We start from the raw sequence: 14,491 nt of genomic DNA, 5'->3' as shown, positions 1-14,491 counted from the left end.
CGGCGCGGCTCAGTCCGGCTGGGGCCGTTATGGTATCGAGCTGAGAAGATGCTGAACCCGCGTGTGGGTGTCGGAGGGCACGGGTAATCTGCCCGTACGACAACTGGATCGGTAGTTCGAGGTGGTGATCCTACGGTGTCCGTTACCTGACCAGCGGTGTTCGCCGGTAGCGAAATCCCTGGTCGTGTTAGCGAAAACACAAAGAATCGCCAGCGGGAACAAAGCCCCCGTCCCGAACGTCTGACAGAGTAGTCATACCACTGCTGGGAAGTAGCGGTAGCGAGCTCATGGTGAGTGACCATGGGCCCCACACCAGGCGAACGGCCCGAGTGCCGGGAGCCAGGACGGAGGAGTCATGCCAGGAACCCTGACAAGCACCCCACTGACCGCGGTCGACCGTTGCGACCGCTGCGGGGCGGCTGCCCGAGTGCGTGCAGTATTGCCCGCGGGTGGAGAGTTGCTCTTCTGCCAGCACCACGCGAACGAACACATGGATCGATTGCGTGAGCTCGATGCCGTGATCGACACGGAGTCGGCTCCCGCGCTCTGACCAACTCCTCGCGTCCTACTACAACAGCATCAGACAACAGAACAGCGCGCGACAGCGGGCGGCCTCACACGGGTCGCCCGCTGTCGGCGTTTCCGGCCTCGGTGGTCACGGCTCGGTATTCACGGCCCGGCCTCCGGTATCGGCGAGGATGCCGTCGAGCAGCCGAGCCAGACCGTATTCGAACGCGCCCGCCGGATCCGCCGGCGCCTGATAGAACTCCCCGACCGCGGCGCCGACGCGGGACGACAGCGGGAAGCGGTCGGCGGGCATCAGCTCGGTGAGCGCGGGACCGTGCTCGGCCCACCACTCGGCATCGGACAGCTCGGCGGTCGCGCGGGACCCGGCGATCGCCATGCGGGCATTGCCGGTCGCGAACTCCGAGAGCACCGCGACCACCCGGTCCATCGCCAGATCGGACAGACCGGCGCCGTCGAGCGCCGCCAGCTGTCGCTCGTACCGGCGCATCCGGCCCGGGCCGAGCACCATCCGCCACGGCGAAACCTCCAGCAGCCAGGGATGCGCGAGCAGCTCCGCCCTGACCTGTCGCGCGATAGCCGCCATCCGGTCGCGCACCGGCAGCTCCGGCGGGATCGGCGCGTCCGCCTCGGCCACCGCATCGGCCATCAGGGCGGTGAGCGCCTCCTTACTCGGCACATAGGTGTACAGGCTCATCGGCCGCAGGCCCAGTTCGGCGGCGACCGTGCGGATGGACACCTTCGCATAGCCGTCCCGATCGGCCAGCGCGATCGCGGCGGCGACCACCGCGTCGACGCTCACCGCCTGCTTCGGGCCGCGCCCGCGACGCCGGGGCGGCAGGTATTCCCGCCACAGCAGCGTGAGCAACTGCCGCGCCGGATCCGCGGATTCGGACAAGCTGCCCCCTCGGGAACAAAGTCGGTACGGCGTACGTTGAAAAGATACTCCGTACACCATACGCCGATATGAGGGGTCCGCTCTGCCAACGACACAAGCCACCTACCTGCCCGACCGGCACATGTTCGCGCTGTGGACATGGACCGGAACCGCCCTCGGACCCGCCCCGGAACTCGGCGAATCGGCGACCATCCCGCTCGCCGTGCCGGCCGGCGACGCGGGTGCGATCGAGATCACCGAGGTCGACTGCGCACTGGTCGACCCGGATACCTTCGCGGCCTTGACAATCGACGATGCCGGTTACCTGGGGAACGTGGATACGCCAGCGGCACAGGCTGTTCCGACCCCGTCGGGTTCGGCCGCGCGATCGGTTCAGGCCTGGCGGGCGTTGCTGACGGATTCGGTGGAATCCGAAGCGACCCTGCCGATCGCGGCGCACGCGGTACCCGATGCCACCGGGACCGCGATCGTCTCGGCCGCGCGGGCGATGCGGATTTTACAGGAAACCCGTTCTACGGCATCGGAATTGGCTTCCGCGCTGCGGGCCGACCTGCGGCCGTACCAGGTGCGCGGCGTCGGCTGGTTGCGCGAGACCACCGCGGCATACGGTGGCGCCGTACTCGCCGACGAGATGGGTCTCGGAAAAACGCTGCAGACCATCGGATTCCTGGTGGGCCGGGCGGCGGACGGACCGCAGCTCGTGGTCTGCCCGACCTCCCTGGTCGGCAACTGGGGTCACGAATTGGCCCGGTTCGCGCCGACGCTGCGGGTGATCGCCTGGCGCGGTGGCGAACTCGCCGCCGCCGCGGGCGATGTGGTGGTCACGGGCTATCCGATGCTGCGGCTGCACGGGGACGATCTCGGCGGCAGACATTGGGCCACAACCGTATTCGACGAGGCGCAGGCCCTGAAGAATCCGCGGACACAGGTGTCCAAGGCGGCGCGCGCCCTCCAGACGGACGCGCGGATCGCGCTCACCGGAACACCGGTCGAGAACCACCTCGAAGAGCTGTGGGCGTTGCTGAACCTGGTGGCGCCCAGGTTGTTCGGGCACCGCGCACAGTTCCGTCGCCGCTTCGCCCGGCCGATCCAGGAGGGCTCGGCCGCCGCGGCCGGCCGGCTGCTCGCCGCGATCGAGCCGGTGCTGCTGGCACGCAAGAAGTTTCAGGTCGCGGCCACGCTGCCGCCGAAGATCGGCATCGATCTGCTCTGCGATCTGACCGCCGAACAGGAGAAGCTCTACGATCAACTGCTCGACCGCGCCGTCGACGACGGCTTCGGCTCCGGCATCGAGCGGCAGGGCCGGGTACTCGCCGCGCTCACCGCGCTCAAACAGGTCTGCAACCATCCGGGGCTGATCACCGGGGATACGACCGAACTCGCCGGGCGCTCCGGAAAGCTCGACCTGTGCACCGACATCGTAGCCACCAATCTCGAAACCGATTCGCCCACACTAATATTCACCCAATATCGGGAGACCGGTGAGCTGCTGGTCCGGCACCTCGCCGAACAGTTCGGGGTGCGGGCGCCGTTCTTCCACGGCGGGCTGAACCAGACCGAGCGGGGCGAGATCGTGCGGTGCTTCCAATCCTCGGACGGGCCACCGGTGCTGGTGCTCAGCCTGCGGGCGGCGGGCACCGGTTTGACGCTCACCCGCGCCGCCGACGTCATCCACTTCGACCGTTGGTGGAATCCGGCGGTCGAGGCGCAGGCATCGGATCGGGTCCACCGCATCGGCCAAACCCGCACCGTCACCATCACCACGCTCACCTCGAGCACCACCGTCGAGGAACATATCGCGGGCATGCACGACCGCAAGTCCGCGCTGGCCGATCTCGGCGATACGGCGGGCATCGCGGCGCTGGCCCGACTCGACGACGACCAACTCATCGAAATCCTCCGACGGAAGCGGGAAAACTAGTGGCGGACAACGAATTCGGCTACACCGCATGGGGCAAGGACTGGCTCCGGCTCGCCGAGCCGCTGCGCCAGGACCGCCCCGATCCGCTGCTGCCCCGAGCCCGCAGCGTCGCGCGCAACAACGGCGTGCCCGCGACGGTCGACGGGCGCATCGTGCGGGTCACCATCCATCGCGGCAGCCAGGCGTCGGTGACCCACCTGGAGATCGCGCCGCTGCCCCGCGCCACCGTCACCGCCATCGCCACCCTGATCCCGGACACCACGGTGCTCACCGACGAGATGTATCGCATGCTGCGCGACGCGGATATCTCCCCGGCCCCCGCCATCGCGAGCACCGACTGCTCCTGCTCCGCCCGCAACCCGCGCTGCCTGCACCTGCTCGCCCTGCTCTACGAGATCACCCGCCGCGTCGACCAGAACCCCAGACTGGCCCTCGAACTCCAGGGCTATTTCGAGGCGGCACAGGATGATTCGGATATACCTGTCGAGATGCCACAGTGGGTTCCGATCAACAGCCTCGACCCGGCCGAGTACTTCGGCGAGGTGATCCCGCTGGGCTGAGCCATTCCGGTACACCGATCAGCTTCCCGCGCTCGCTCTCCCGTCACCCGACGAGTCGCTTCGCGACGCCTACTATTTCATGCGCGGGAAGCCGAAAACTGGGCCGTAACAACGTTTTCCGAAGCGAGGAGTCGCATGCCGCCGCGCCCATCTCGGTGTTTCCGCCGTCGTGGCGGCGCGACGATCCGCTCAACCGGTCGGCACCTCCCGAACTCGGACTATTCCGGTCACCGTACGACGCACCGACGACTCGTCGAATCCGGCAGATCAGCCGTCGCACACCAGCACCGAGTCATGGGCGACGGGCGCGGAAGCGGAAACTTCCCTCGCCGATTTCGATTTCGATATCGGTGAAACCCGCTCGGGCGAGGCGGGTGGTCGCGGTGTCCGGCGGAACGGGTACGCAGGTATCGCCGAGATGTATGAGGCGGAAGATGCGGCTGTCGAGTCCGTCGCTGCCCGCGAAGACGCCGCCGGGGCGCAGGACGCGGAAGGCCTCGGCGAAGAGGTCGTCCTGGGCGGCGGGCGTCGGGACGTGATGCAGCATGGTGAAGCAGACAACGGAGTCGAATCCGCTCGGCGGGAAGGGCATTCGGGTGCCGTCGCCGTCGACGACGGTGATGGCGCCCGGGTGCCGGGTGCGCAGCCGGGCGGCCAGCGCGGAATCGATCTCCAGACCGGTGAGCGAGCCGGTGCGCGCACCGAGGGCGCGCACGTTCGCGCCGTAACCGGGACCGATCTCCAGGGTCTCGTCGCCGAGTTCGAGACCGGACAGCGCCCACGGGACGATCCGCGTCGCGCTGGCCCGCTCCCACATCGCGGAGCGGCAGAGGATGCGGTGAAAGTAGTTCATTGCCATGACCGCACGCTATGGGCGCGACACCGGTGGCCGCGACAAGCTACGGTGACAAATCGTGTCGCGAAACGGCCAGATCCCGGTGCACCGGGTGCCGCCCGGCGCCACCGCGATGGTGTTCGGCGCCGGGGTGCTGCCCGCCGGGCACTGGTTTGCCGCCCATGAACATCCGCAGCACCAAATCGCCTGGGCCGCAAGAGGAGTCCTCGCGGTCGAGGTGGCGCAATCCCGGTGGGTGCTGCCGCCGACGCGGGCGCTGTGGATTCCCGGCGGCACCGCGCATCGCACCGGCACCGCCGACGGCGCCGAAATGCGCGGCATCTACCTGGAACCCGGCCGCACCCCGGTCTCGTTCGCCGCGCCGACGATGATCCGCGTCACCCGGCTGCTGCGCGAACTGTTCGACCATCTGGGCGCGCCGGGCACCACACCCGACCGCCGCGGCCGCGCCGAGGCGGTGATCTTCGATCTGCTCGAGCCGGTGGACGTGATCCCGATCGGCGCGCATCCGCCCACCGACCCGCGCGCCGAACAGGTCGCCGCCGCCCTGATCGCCGACCCGGCCGATCCGCGCACCCTGTCCGAATTCGCCGCCGCGGTCGCCACCGGTCCGCGCACACTGGCCCGTCTCTTCGTCGCCGAAACCGGAATCCCGTTCGGCCAGTGGCGAACTCAGATCCGCCTCGCCGCCTCACTCCCCCTGCTCGCCGCGGGCCTGCCGATCGCCCGCATCGCGCCCCGCGTCGGCTACGCCTCCCCCAGCGCCTACGTCGCCGCCTTCCGCCGCACCGTCGGCACCGCACCCGGCCGCTACTTCGCCGCCTGATGGGTCCACCACACAGCCCAACCGTCGACACCGATTCAGCAGCGTCCGCCGACGGCCGCGAGTACAGGATTCGGGCCCGCACTACGGCCGGACGACAGAGCGCAGCACAACACGTCGGCGCAGCTTCGACAGCACTTGTTCTACCTCGCTCAATGAAATCGTTTCGGTGACAAAGGCATCCAGGTCGAGCATGCCCTGCCGGTAGGAACTGATCAGGGCGGGGAAGTCGCGTGCGGGCAAGGTGTCGCCGTACCAGGCGGACTTGATCGAACCGCCGCGGACGCGTAGCTCGTGCAGTGGAATATCGAGCTGCTCGTCGGATGCGGGCAAGCCGAGCATGACGAGCGTCCCGGCTGGGCCGCGCGCACGGAACGCCTGCTTCCAGGTCTCGAGTCGTGCGGTCGTGTCGATGACGACGTCCGCACCGAGACCGCCGGTCAGGGCGAGGATTCGCGAAACCACGTCCGCGGAACCCGCATCGATGGTGTCTGTCGCACCGAAACTCTTCGCCCACTCCAGATTTCGCTGAACGCGGTCGACGGCGATGATGGGATCGGCGCCGGCGAGGCGGGCTCCGGCGATCGCCGCGACACCGATACCGTCGCAGCCGAACACCGCGACGCTGTCACCCCGTTCGACCGCCCCGGTGTGCAGGGCGGCGCCGATCCCGGTGGCGATCCCGCAGCCGAGCAGCGCGGCCGCCGCCGGGTCGACCTCCGGATCGGTCTTCGTGCATTGCCCCGCGTGCACGAGGGTCTTCTCGGCGAGGCCCCCGACCCCGAGGACCGGCGTGAGCGAGGTGCCGTCCAGGAGCGTCATCGACTGGGCGGCGGTGAACGGGGACAGGCAGTTCCACGGTTTACCTCTGCGGCAGGCGCGACAGGTTCCGCACACCGCTCGCCAATTGAGGATGACGAAGTCGCCCCGTCGCACCTCGTCGACGCGGTCGCCGACCTGCTCGACAACACCGGCGGCTTCATGACCGAGCAAGTACGGGAAGTCGTCACCGACCTTGCCGTCCCGATAATTCAGGTCGGTCTCGCACACCCCGCACGCCTGTATCCGCACCACAGCCTCACGCGGACCCGGTTCCGGGATCTCGATCCGGGTCACCTCGACCGGCGCCTGTTTCGACCGCGCGATCACGCCATGAACCACCTGTGCCACGGACGCCCTACCTCTTCCTCATCCGGGCCACAGCGCCGGATGCTCGCGGTGTGGTGTAGCCGCCGAACATGCCCAGCCAGCATAAACGCGACCACTCGCCACCTTGACCACCCTCTCCACGAATGAGCGCGCCCGAACGTCGTGAACGGCCGCCGCACGGGCGTTGATCGCGAGGACGAGATCCGTTGTCGTACCCAGAGATCGAAGTGTTCGGCGGGCTGCCCGCGCCGTGAGCAACCCGCTCGCCGAGCAGCATCAAGCGACGGCCAGTACCGGCGTGTTCTGCCCGACGTGGATTCGCCAATCGGCGTGGTCACGCCGAGCGGTCAGGATGATGATGCCGTGCATCGGATCCGGCTCCGGGCCGATGTGGCCTCGGGTGCGTTGTCTGGCGACGATCTGGACCAGCGAGGCAGACAGTTCGATCGTTTTCACCGGCTCATAGCTGACCGATACACCGGTCAGCGGCCCGCCGTCGTCGAAGACGAACTTCTGTGCGGCAAGCAGTTCGGCGCGGCCGTCGACAAGCTTCCCGCTGAAGTTCACGAACGTGCACGCCTCGGTGAACAGGGCATTCATCGCGGCGGCATCGTTGTCGTTGAACGCGCGCTCGTACCTCGTCAGAAGTTCGGCCGGCGAGTTGATAGTCATCAGTTTCCTTTCCTGTAGACGGCTGAACGGAGACGGTAAAACCTCGACATTGATCGAGGTCAAATCGTTCGCCCGATCGCGGCCCCAACTAGGCTGCTGGCGTGACGGTTTCGATCAATACGTCGCTGACGGCGCTGCGATGCATCTGCTGTGCGCGCGATTACGATCCGGGGCACTACCCGTCGGGATGCCCGGACTGCCTGCGGGCCGGGACGCCGTCGAATCTGCACTGCGTGTACGACTCCGCCGATATGCAGTTTCCGTTGGTGGATCCGGTGACGCTGGGAGCCGGAGCGACTCCCCTGTATCGGCTGAGCGAGGGGCTCGGGCTCGGCGCGAACGGGTGGGTGAAGGACGAGAGTCGCAATCCCACCGGCTCACACAAGGATCGCTTCGCGCTCGGGGCGGTCGGGTGGGCGAAGGCCGCCGGGTTCGACACCATATTCGCGGCATCGTCGGGCAATGCGGCGCTGGCGGTCGCCGCCTATTGCGCGGCCAACGACGTACAGGGCGTCATCGCCATGACCTCGGATGTGCCGCCGCCGCTCGCCGAGCGGGTGTCGGCGCTCGGGGCGGAGGTGCGGATGTTCGAAACCTACGATGCCAGATGGGAATTCGTCGCCAGGCACTGTGCGTCGGGGCGGGCGTTCAATGCCACCAACTTCACGGTGCCGGTCGTCGGTTGCTCACCGTTCGGCATCGAGTACTTCAAGACCATCGCACAAGAGATCGTGGCCGACCTTGGCTCATGTCCGGATGCCGTCGTAATTCCCAGCTCGCGTGGCGATCTCGCGCACGGTATCTATCGCGGATTCATCGAGTTGGGCGGGGGTGTGCCGAGACTGTATCTCGTCGAACCTTTTCCGCGTTTGCGGGCCGTCCTGGAGGCGGGTGCCGATTGGCGCACGAGCTTTCCGGGGGAGACCGAACTGCTCAACTCGATCGCCGGCGACAGCACCACCCAGCAGTCGATCGCCGCGGCCGCGGGTTCCGGTGGTGGCGCCGTAGTCGTCCCCGATCCTGTTGCCGCCCAATGGCATCGACGCATGTGGTCGGCCGGATACTGCTGGGAAACCAGCTCCAATGCGGCTTTCGCCGCCATGGCCCTACTACGGCAGCAGGGGCGCGTCCGGCCCGCGGAGACCACCGTCGTCGTCGCAACCGCACACGGCTTCAAAGGTCTGTGACGGTCCGGTCCGGTGGGTGCCGAGGTCGTCGGAGCGTCCGGCTGCCAAACGTGACCACTGGCCGATGGGACGCCCGCCCGGCCAGTGGGCCACCGGTGGCCATTCCGGCGCGCCGCCGCCGGTCCGGACGTTCTAGCAATCTTGTGGCCAGCCCGAAGGCGAGTCCTCCCATTGCTCCTGGCGTCCGTACACGGTGAGATCCATCAGCGCGTAGCTGTAGTCCATCGTCTGCACGCCCCGCCCGGTCGTCCAATACGTCTCGAAGACGCGATCGCCATCGCGCAGGTAGCACACCAGATGGAACAAACCGAGTTCGCGGCCGGTCAGGAGCGATTCCAGCGACGGTTGTGCCGAGTACCAGGGCATCTGCCAACCCATGAAGTCGCGGTAACGAAGGCTCTCCTGGTAGGACACCGCAGGGTCCGCACCGCCGTAGGCGACATTGCGCCCCTGGCAGAAGATTGCATAGGTGATATCCCGGGAATGCAGGTACGACAGCTCGGTCACCTGACTGGTGTAGAACGTGCACCCCTCGCACTGTTCCGACGCAGGCCGCCCGGGATGCCACATGAAGTAGTAGGCGACCAGTTGCCGCCGCCCCTCGAACGCGTCGAGCAGAGTCCGCGGCCCCTGCGGCCCGATCAGCGTGAGGCCGGCGTCCACCTCGACCATGGGCAGGCGCCGCCGAGCCGCGGCGATCGCATCACCTTCCCGGGTATGCGCTTTCTCCCGCGCACGCAGTTCGTCGAGCAGGGTCTGGAAGCGACCCCGGTCGACAACAGGAGGCAGCGCGGCTGTGGAATCGTTCATTGCCATTCCTTCGGTTGTGAATCCTCTTGTCCGAGTAGCCATCACAAGAGATTCGGCTACTCCGAACCTCGTTCGGCAGCCTCCGCCACCCGCTTGATCTTGGCCAGGCGCCGATCCCAGTCGGCGACGAGCGCGGCCATCCAGCGGGCAGTCGCGTCCAGCGCCTCGCTGCGCACCGAATACCGGACTTCACGGCCGACCTTGACGCTGTCGACGAGGCCGGCCGTATCGAGGACACTGAGATGTTTCACCACCGCTTGCCGCGTGATCGGGAGTCCATCGGCAAGCATCGTCGCGGTGGCCCGGCCGTGCGCGGCGAGCAGGTCCAACAGCTGACGGCGAGTCGGGTCGGCCAGTGCCGTCAGGACACCGTCGACGGCTCCGTCGACGGTGCGATGTCGGTCGACCATGTCGGTCACCCGGCGCGGGCGACGAGTGCCGCGAAGCACTGCTCCCATCCGCCGGTGTGGTCGGTGATCACGTTGCGGCGGTTCGCGTCGGAGGTCGGCAGAGTCGCGAACCCGCTCTCCACCACGCGAAGCCGGGTGTCGGTGCCCTCGGGCGTCAGGGTGAACTCGACCAGGGTGGAATTCTCCTCGCGCAGTTCCTCTCCCGGGAATGCGCTCACCCATCGGTACGCCAGGTAGTGGGGCGGATCGACCTTCTCCACCCGCATCGGGAACTCACCGTGTTCCGAATGCCGGACGACGAGGGATTCGCCTTCCACGACGGTGGTTCCGCGAATGCTCTCATCGTCGGTCGCCCAGAATCCCGGCTCGGCGACCAGCGACCAAACCCGTTCCGGCGCTGCCGCGATGACGATTTCGCGCTCGATACGATCGCTGATCATATGTGCTCCTCCACTCGACCTGCTGTGCAACCCCAGAGTTGCACATGCATTGCCGCTGCGCAACCCCACGGTTGCACTTAACCGGCCGCCGTGGCGGTCAGCGAGATGCGCTGCGGCGTCTCCGCGCAGCCGCGGTGGTCAGCCGATCCGAAGTGGTTGGGCGACAGGGCCTTCCAGGACGCGAGAATGCCACTCGAACGACCTTGATCCGCGATCGGCCGAACCGACCCGGCGAACGTCCGCCGCTACCTGCGGGCTCAGTGGCGCGAGCCGTCGGCCAGCGTCAGTTTGAAACCCACATGGCTGGCCTGGAATCCGAGTTTGCCGTAGAAGCGATGCGCATCTGTCCGACTGGCGTCGGAGGTGAGTTGCACCAGAGCGCAACCACGCTCGCGGGCCCGCGACACACACTCCTCGATCAACCGCGATCCCAGACCGATACCACGTACCGACCGATCCACCCGCACGGCTTCGATCTGCGCCCGCACCGCGCCCTTGCGAGCCAGCCCGGGCAGATAACTCAGCTGCGCCGTTCCCACCACGGCACCGCGGTATTCGGCGACCAGCAATTCCTGCCGCGGATCCCCGTCGATTTCGGCGAAAGCGGATCGATACGGGCGCAGGTCGTCCGGAGATTCGCGCGCGCTGCCCAGTGTGTCGTCCGCGAGCATGGCCACCACCGCAGGGATGTCATCGATCGTCGCGGGCCGAAAGGTGATCTCGTTCATCCCTGGATCCCATCATGTGCGGCAACCGCAGCACTGCGCCTACCCATGACCGCAACCTCGCAGACGCGTCCGGAGACTGGACCAGGACCGGAATTCGGCGGCGCTCGTTGCGGCTGTCCAATGCCGGAATCGACCGCAGACCACGACCACCGGGCGGCGCGACGTCAGGCGTTGGTGCCGCTGTCGACGGTGATGGTGGCGCCGGTGATGCTGCGGCCGGTCGGGCCGGCGAGGAAGGTGACGGTGGCGGCGATGTCGTCGACGGAGCCGAAGCGGCCGAGGGCGGTGAGGCCGACCTGGTGCGCGGCGTGTGCGCCGTCGGCCGGGTTCATATCGGTGTCGGTCGAGCCGGGCTGCACCAGGTTCACCGTGATCTGACGCGGACCCAGTTCGCGGGCAAGGGCTTTGGTGAATCCGTTGAGCGCGGATTTGCTGAGGTTGTAGAGCGCGAGTCCGCCGAAGGCCGCGCGCTCGGACAGGTTGGTGCCGATGCTGATGATCCGGCCGCCGTCGGTCATATGCGCGACGGCGGCCTGCGCACCGACGAATGCGGCCTTGGCGTGGATGGCGAGCGCATTGTCGACCTCGGCGACGGTGAACTCCTCGAACGGTTTGGCCGTCCAGATGCCCGCGTTGTTGACCAGCACGTCGAGCCTGCCGAATGCCGCCGCGGCGGCGTCGACGGCCTGCTTGACGGCCGCGGCGTCGGCGCTGTCGGCTTGCAGCGCGACGGCCCGCCGTCCGAGCGATTCCACCTCGGCGGCAACGGATTTCGCCTGTTCGGCGGCGTGCTGATAGGTGATCGCCACATCGGCGCCCGCCGCCGCCAGCCGGCGGGCGATGGCCGCCCCGATCCCCCGGCTGCCGCCGGTCACCAGCGCCGCTTTACCGGTCAGATCCGTCATCGTGCACTCCTCTATTTTTGTGTCGATCAGTACATAAATACCTAAGCGCAGATCGGGCCGTGGCGTCAAGAGGTATATTTAACGATCGACACAGAAATGGAGCCGACCATGGCCGAACGCGGACGCCCGAGGGCCTTCGATCGCGACGACGCACTGCGCCGCGCGATGGAGGTGTTCTGGGAGCACGGCTACGAAGGTGCGTCGATGAGCGACCTCACCGGGGCGATGGGCATCAACTCCCCCAGCCTGTACGCGGCATTCGGCTGTAAGGAGGCGCTGTTCAAGGAGGCGATCGAGCTCTACCGGCGCACCGGGGGCAGTTATACCGAGCGCGCGCTACGCGAGGAACCCACCGCCCGCGCCGCCATCGAGGCCATGCTGCGCGACAACGCCGCCGCGTACACCCAGCCGGATACGCCGCGCGGCTGCATGGTCGTGCTGGCGGGTTCCACATACACCACCCGCAATACGAACATTCGCGATTTCCTCGCCGAAAAACGCAGGGCGACAACCGAAAGCGTGCGTGAGCGCCTTGACCACGGTGTGGCGGAAGGCGATCTGCGCGCGGGCACCGACACCGCGGCCCTGGCCGTCTTCTACACCACTGTGCTGTACGGACTTTCGATCCAGGCCCGCGACGGGGCGAGCGCCGAAGAGCTCAACCGGTCCATCGATCAGGCCATGCTCGCCTGGCCGGAACCTACTTGCGACGCAGCGCCGCGATCCGCTCGGTGAGCTGATCGGCGGTGGCCAATGCCGTTGGCGGACCGCCACATTCGCGCCGCAGCTCGCCATGGATGACACCGTGCGGCTTACCGGTGCGGTGATGATGCATGGCGACCAGGCTGTTCAATTCGCGGCGTAGCTCACCGAGCCGGTCGGCGGTGGCCACCCGTTCGGCGGCCGTGGCCACCTGCGGCGACGCCTCGGATTTCGGCTCGCCGCGCTCGGCGACCTGGCGCGCCTGCCGGTCACGCAGCAGCTGCCGCATCTGATCGGCGTCGAGCAAGCCGGGGATGCCGAGGTAGTCGGCCTCCTCGTCGCTGCCCGCGAAAGTCGCGGTGCCGAAGGACGATCCCTCGTAGATCACCTGATCCAGTTCGGCGTCGGCGGCCAGCGCGACGAAGGATCGCTCCTCCTCGCCCGGCTCGTCCTTCTGCTTGTTCGCATCGATGAGGAGTTCGTCGTCGAGCTCGTTCTTCTCGCGGTGCGGCTTGCCGATGATGTGGTCGCGCTGCACTTCCAGCTGCGCGGCCAGATCCAGCAGCACGGGCACCGACGGTAGGAAGACGCTCGCCGTCTCACCGGGTTTGCGGGCACGCACGAAACGCCCGATCGCCTGGGCGAAGTACAGGGGGGTCGACGCGCTCGTCGCGTAGACGCCGACCGCGAGACGCGGCACGTCGACGCCTTCGGACACCATGCGCACCGCCACCATCCACGGCTGGGTGTTCTTGCTGAATTCGGCGATCCGCTCCGAGGACGCCGGATCGTCGGAGAGCACCAGGGCCGGACGCTCACCCGAAATATGTTCCAGCAGTTCGGCGTAGTCGCGGGCGCGGTCCTGGTCGGTCGCGATCACCAGGCCGCCCGCGTCGGGCATGCCGGAGGCGCGCTTCTGGCGCAGCCGGATATCGGCGGCCCGCAGCACCGCGGAGATCCAGTCGCCCGCCGGGTCGAGCGCGGTGCGCCAGGCGCGTGCGGTCTGTTCGGCGTTCAGCGGCTCGCCCAGGCGGGCCGAGTACTCCTCGCCCGCGCTGTCGCGCCAGTGCGCCTCACCGGAATACGCGAGGAAGACCACGGGCCGCACGACGCCGTCGGCCAGCGCCTCGGCATATCCGTAGGTGTGGTCTGCCTTCGATTGCGGCAGACCGTGTTCGCCGGGTTCGTAGGTGACGAACGGGATCTGGCTGTCGTCGGAGCGGAACGGGGTTCCGGTCAGCGCCAGGCGGCGGGTCGCGTCACCGAACGCGTCGGCGGTGGCCTCACCCCAGCTCTTCGCATCGCCCGCGTGGTGGATCTCGTCGAGTATGACCAGGGTCCTGCGTCTTTCGGTGCGGACCCGGTGCCGCGCCGGATGCGAGGCGACCTGCGCGTAGGTGACGACGACGCCGTGATAATCGCCGGAGGTGCCGCCGGTGGCGTTGGAGAATTTGGAGTCCAGTTGGATACCGGAGCGGGCCGCGGACTCCGCCCACTGGTGCTTCAGGTGTTCGGTGGGCGCGACGACGGTGATCTGGTCCACCGTGCGGTCGGCGAGCAGTTCGGCCGCCACCCGCAGCGCGAACGTCGTTTTACCGGCGCCCGGGGTGGCCACCGCGAGGAAATCGCGGGGCTTGGTCGCGAGATATTTGGTGAGTGCCCGGCGCTGCCAGGCGCGTAGCGACCCGCCGGTCGCCGCGCCGCCCCCGGTTGACCCGGTGCCGCCCGGCGTTGCCTCTCCCGCCGCAGCGGCGCCACCCGACCCAGTCACGCAGAAGACCCTAGCCGCCGGGACCGGCGTGTCGCCAAACCGACGCGGTGCACGCGACACTCGTCACACAGTTGTGCCGTCGTCCATCGCACGACACCCCGTATTCGCCGACACGATTCCCGGTCGGCGCGGTA

General features: G+C 67.9%; 16 protein-coding genes. 6 read left to right on the top strand and 10 right to left on the bottom strand.

Translation table 11 applies throughout. The features are described 5' to 3' along the window. Positions 1-355 precede the first annotated feature (355 nt). Positions 356-550, top strand: a complete 195-nt coding sequence (locus tag LGY53_RS11760; RefSeq protein ID WP_036538000.1) for a hypothetical protein — start codon at positions 356-358, stop codon at positions 548-550. A 105-nt stretch (positions 551-655) separates the two neighbouring features. Here the strand turns inward: LGY53_RS11760 and LGY53_RS11755 are convergent, their stop codons facing one another. Next, on the bottom strand, positions 656-1,423 hold the full coding sequence (locus LGY53_RS11755; protein ID WP_225726686.1) for a TetR/AcrR family transcriptional regulator: 768 nt from the start codon (positions 1,421-1,423) through the stop codon (positions 656-658). 121 nt (positions 1,424-1,544) lie between these two features. On the opposite strand from LGY53_RS11755, the gene LGY53_RS11750 reads away from it, so the two are divergent. Beyond that, complete coding sequence (locus tag LGY53_RS11750; protein ID WP_225726685.1) at positions 1,545-3,344, top strand: DEAD/DEAH box helicase; 1,800 nt, start codon at positions 1,545-1,547, stop codon at positions 3,342-3,344. After that, a complete protein-coding gene (locus LGY53_RS11745) occupies positions 3,344-3,904 on the top strand; it encodes an SWIM zinc finger family protein (protein WP_225726684.1) in 561 nt (186 codons plus the stop codon). The genes LGY53_RS11750 and LGY53_RS11745 overlap by 1 nt, the downstream gene beginning before the upstream one ends. Positions 3,905-4,196: 292 nt before the next feature. On the opposite strand, the gene LGY53_RS11740 is transcribed toward LGY53_RS11745, so the two are convergent. Next, positions 4,197-4,763, bottom strand: a complete 567-nt coding sequence (locus LGY53_RS11740) for a class I SAM-dependent methyltransferase (protein ID WP_225726683.1) — start codon at positions 4,761-4,763, stop codon at positions 4,197-4,199. A gap of 55 nt (positions 4,764-4,818) precedes the next feature. On the opposite strand from LGY53_RS11740, the gene LGY53_RS11735 reads away from it, so the two are divergent. Then, a complete protein-coding gene (locus LGY53_RS11735; protein WP_308102865.1) occupies positions 4,819-5,586 on the top strand; it encodes a helix-turn-helix transcriptional regulator in 768 nt (255 codons plus the stop codon). A gap of 81 nt (positions 5,587-5,667) precedes the next feature. On the opposite strand, the gene LGY53_RS11730 is transcribed toward LGY53_RS11735, so the two are convergent. Together LGY53_RS11730 and LGY53_RS11725 are read right to left on the bottom strand one after the other, a co-directional pair. Beyond that, on the bottom strand, positions 5,668-6,753 hold the full coding sequence (locus LGY53_RS11730) for an S-(hydroxymethyl)mycothiol dehydrogenase (RefSeq protein ID WP_225726682.1): 1,086 nt from the start codon (positions 6,751-6,753) through the stop codon (positions 5,668-5,670). Between the two features lie 255 nt (positions 6,754-7,008). After that, a complete protein-coding gene (locus LGY53_RS11725) occupies positions 7,009-7,467 on the bottom strand; it encodes an SgcJ/EcaC family oxidoreductase (RefSeq protein WP_225726681.1) in 459 nt (152 codons plus the stop codon). 38 nt (positions 7,468-7,505) lie between these two features. Here LGY53_RS11725 and LGY53_RS11720 point away from each other — a divergent pair, with 38 nt between their 5' ends. After that, on the top strand, positions 7,506-8,591 hold the full coding sequence (locus LGY53_RS11720; protein ID WP_225726680.1) for a PLP-dependent lyase/thiolase: 1,086 nt from the start codon (positions 7,506-7,508) through the stop codon (positions 8,589-8,591). Positions 8,592-8,723: 132 nt separating this feature from the next. On the opposite strand, the gene LGY53_RS11715 is transcribed toward LGY53_RS11720, so the two are convergent. The 5 genes from LGY53_RS11715 to LGY53_RS11695 all read right to left on the bottom strand — a co-directional run bounded on the left by LGY53_RS11715 (position 8,724) and on the right by LGY53_RS11695 (position 11,884). Further along, positions 8,724-9,401, bottom strand: coding sequence for a DUF899 family protein (locus LGY53_RS11715; protein ID WP_225726679.1), 678 nt, complete (start codon positions 9,399-9,401; stop codon positions 8,724-8,726). Positions 9,402-9,457: 56 nt separating this feature from the next. Beyond that, positions 9,458-9,811 carry a helix-turn-helix transcriptional regulator gene (locus LGY53_RS11710; protein WP_225726678.1) on the bottom strand — a complete coding sequence of 118 codons (354 nt, stop codon included), beginning with the start codon at positions 9,809-9,811 and terminating at the stop codon, positions 9,458-9,460. A gap of 5 nt (positions 9,812-9,816) precedes the next feature. Then, positions 9,817-10,251 (bottom strand): SRPBCC domain-containing protein, encoded by a 435-nt coding sequence (locus tag LGY53_RS11705; RefSeq protein WP_225726677.1) that lies wholly within the window; start codon positions 10,249-10,251, stop codon positions 9,817-9,819. 257 nt (positions 10,252-10,508) lie between these two features. Continuing rightward, a complete protein-coding gene (locus LGY53_RS11700) occupies positions 10,509-10,979 on the bottom strand; it encodes a GNAT family N-acetyltransferase (protein WP_225726676.1) in 471 nt (156 codons plus the stop codon). Positions 10,980-11,143: 164 nt separating this feature from the next. Beyond that, a complete protein-coding gene (locus LGY53_RS11695) occupies positions 11,144-11,884 on the bottom strand; it encodes an SDR family NAD(P)-dependent oxidoreductase (RefSeq protein ID WP_225726675.1) in 741 nt (246 codons plus the stop codon). Positions 11,885-11,992: 108 nt separating this feature from the next. On the opposite strand from LGY53_RS11695, the gene LGY53_RS11690 reads away from it, so the two are divergent. Next, positions 11,993-12,619: a TetR/AcrR family transcriptional regulator gene (locus LGY53_RS11690; protein WP_225726674.1), complete on the top strand. Its 627-nt coding sequence runs from the start codon at positions 11,993-11,995 to the stop codon at positions 12,617-12,619. On the opposite strand, the gene LGY53_RS11685 is transcribed toward LGY53_RS11690, so the two are convergent. Then, positions 12,585-14,357, bottom strand: coding sequence for a DEAD/DEAH box helicase (locus tag LGY53_RS11685; protein WP_225726673.1), 1,773 nt, complete (start codon positions 14,355-14,357; stop codon positions 12,585-12,587). The two genes, LGY53_RS11690 and LGY53_RS11685, sit on opposite strands and share 35 nt — an antisense overlap. Positions 14,358-14,491 lie beyond the last annotated feature (134 nt).

This window comes from Nocardia sp. JCM 34519.1, assembly GCF_020361265.1.
Taxonomy (GTDB): Bacteria; Actinomycetota; Actinomycetes; order Mycobacteriales; family Mycobacteriaceae; genus Nocardia; species Nocardia arthritidis_A.
The sequence above is the reverse complement of the archived record's forward strand: the minus strand, read 5'-3'. Positions and strand labels throughout refer to the sequence as shown.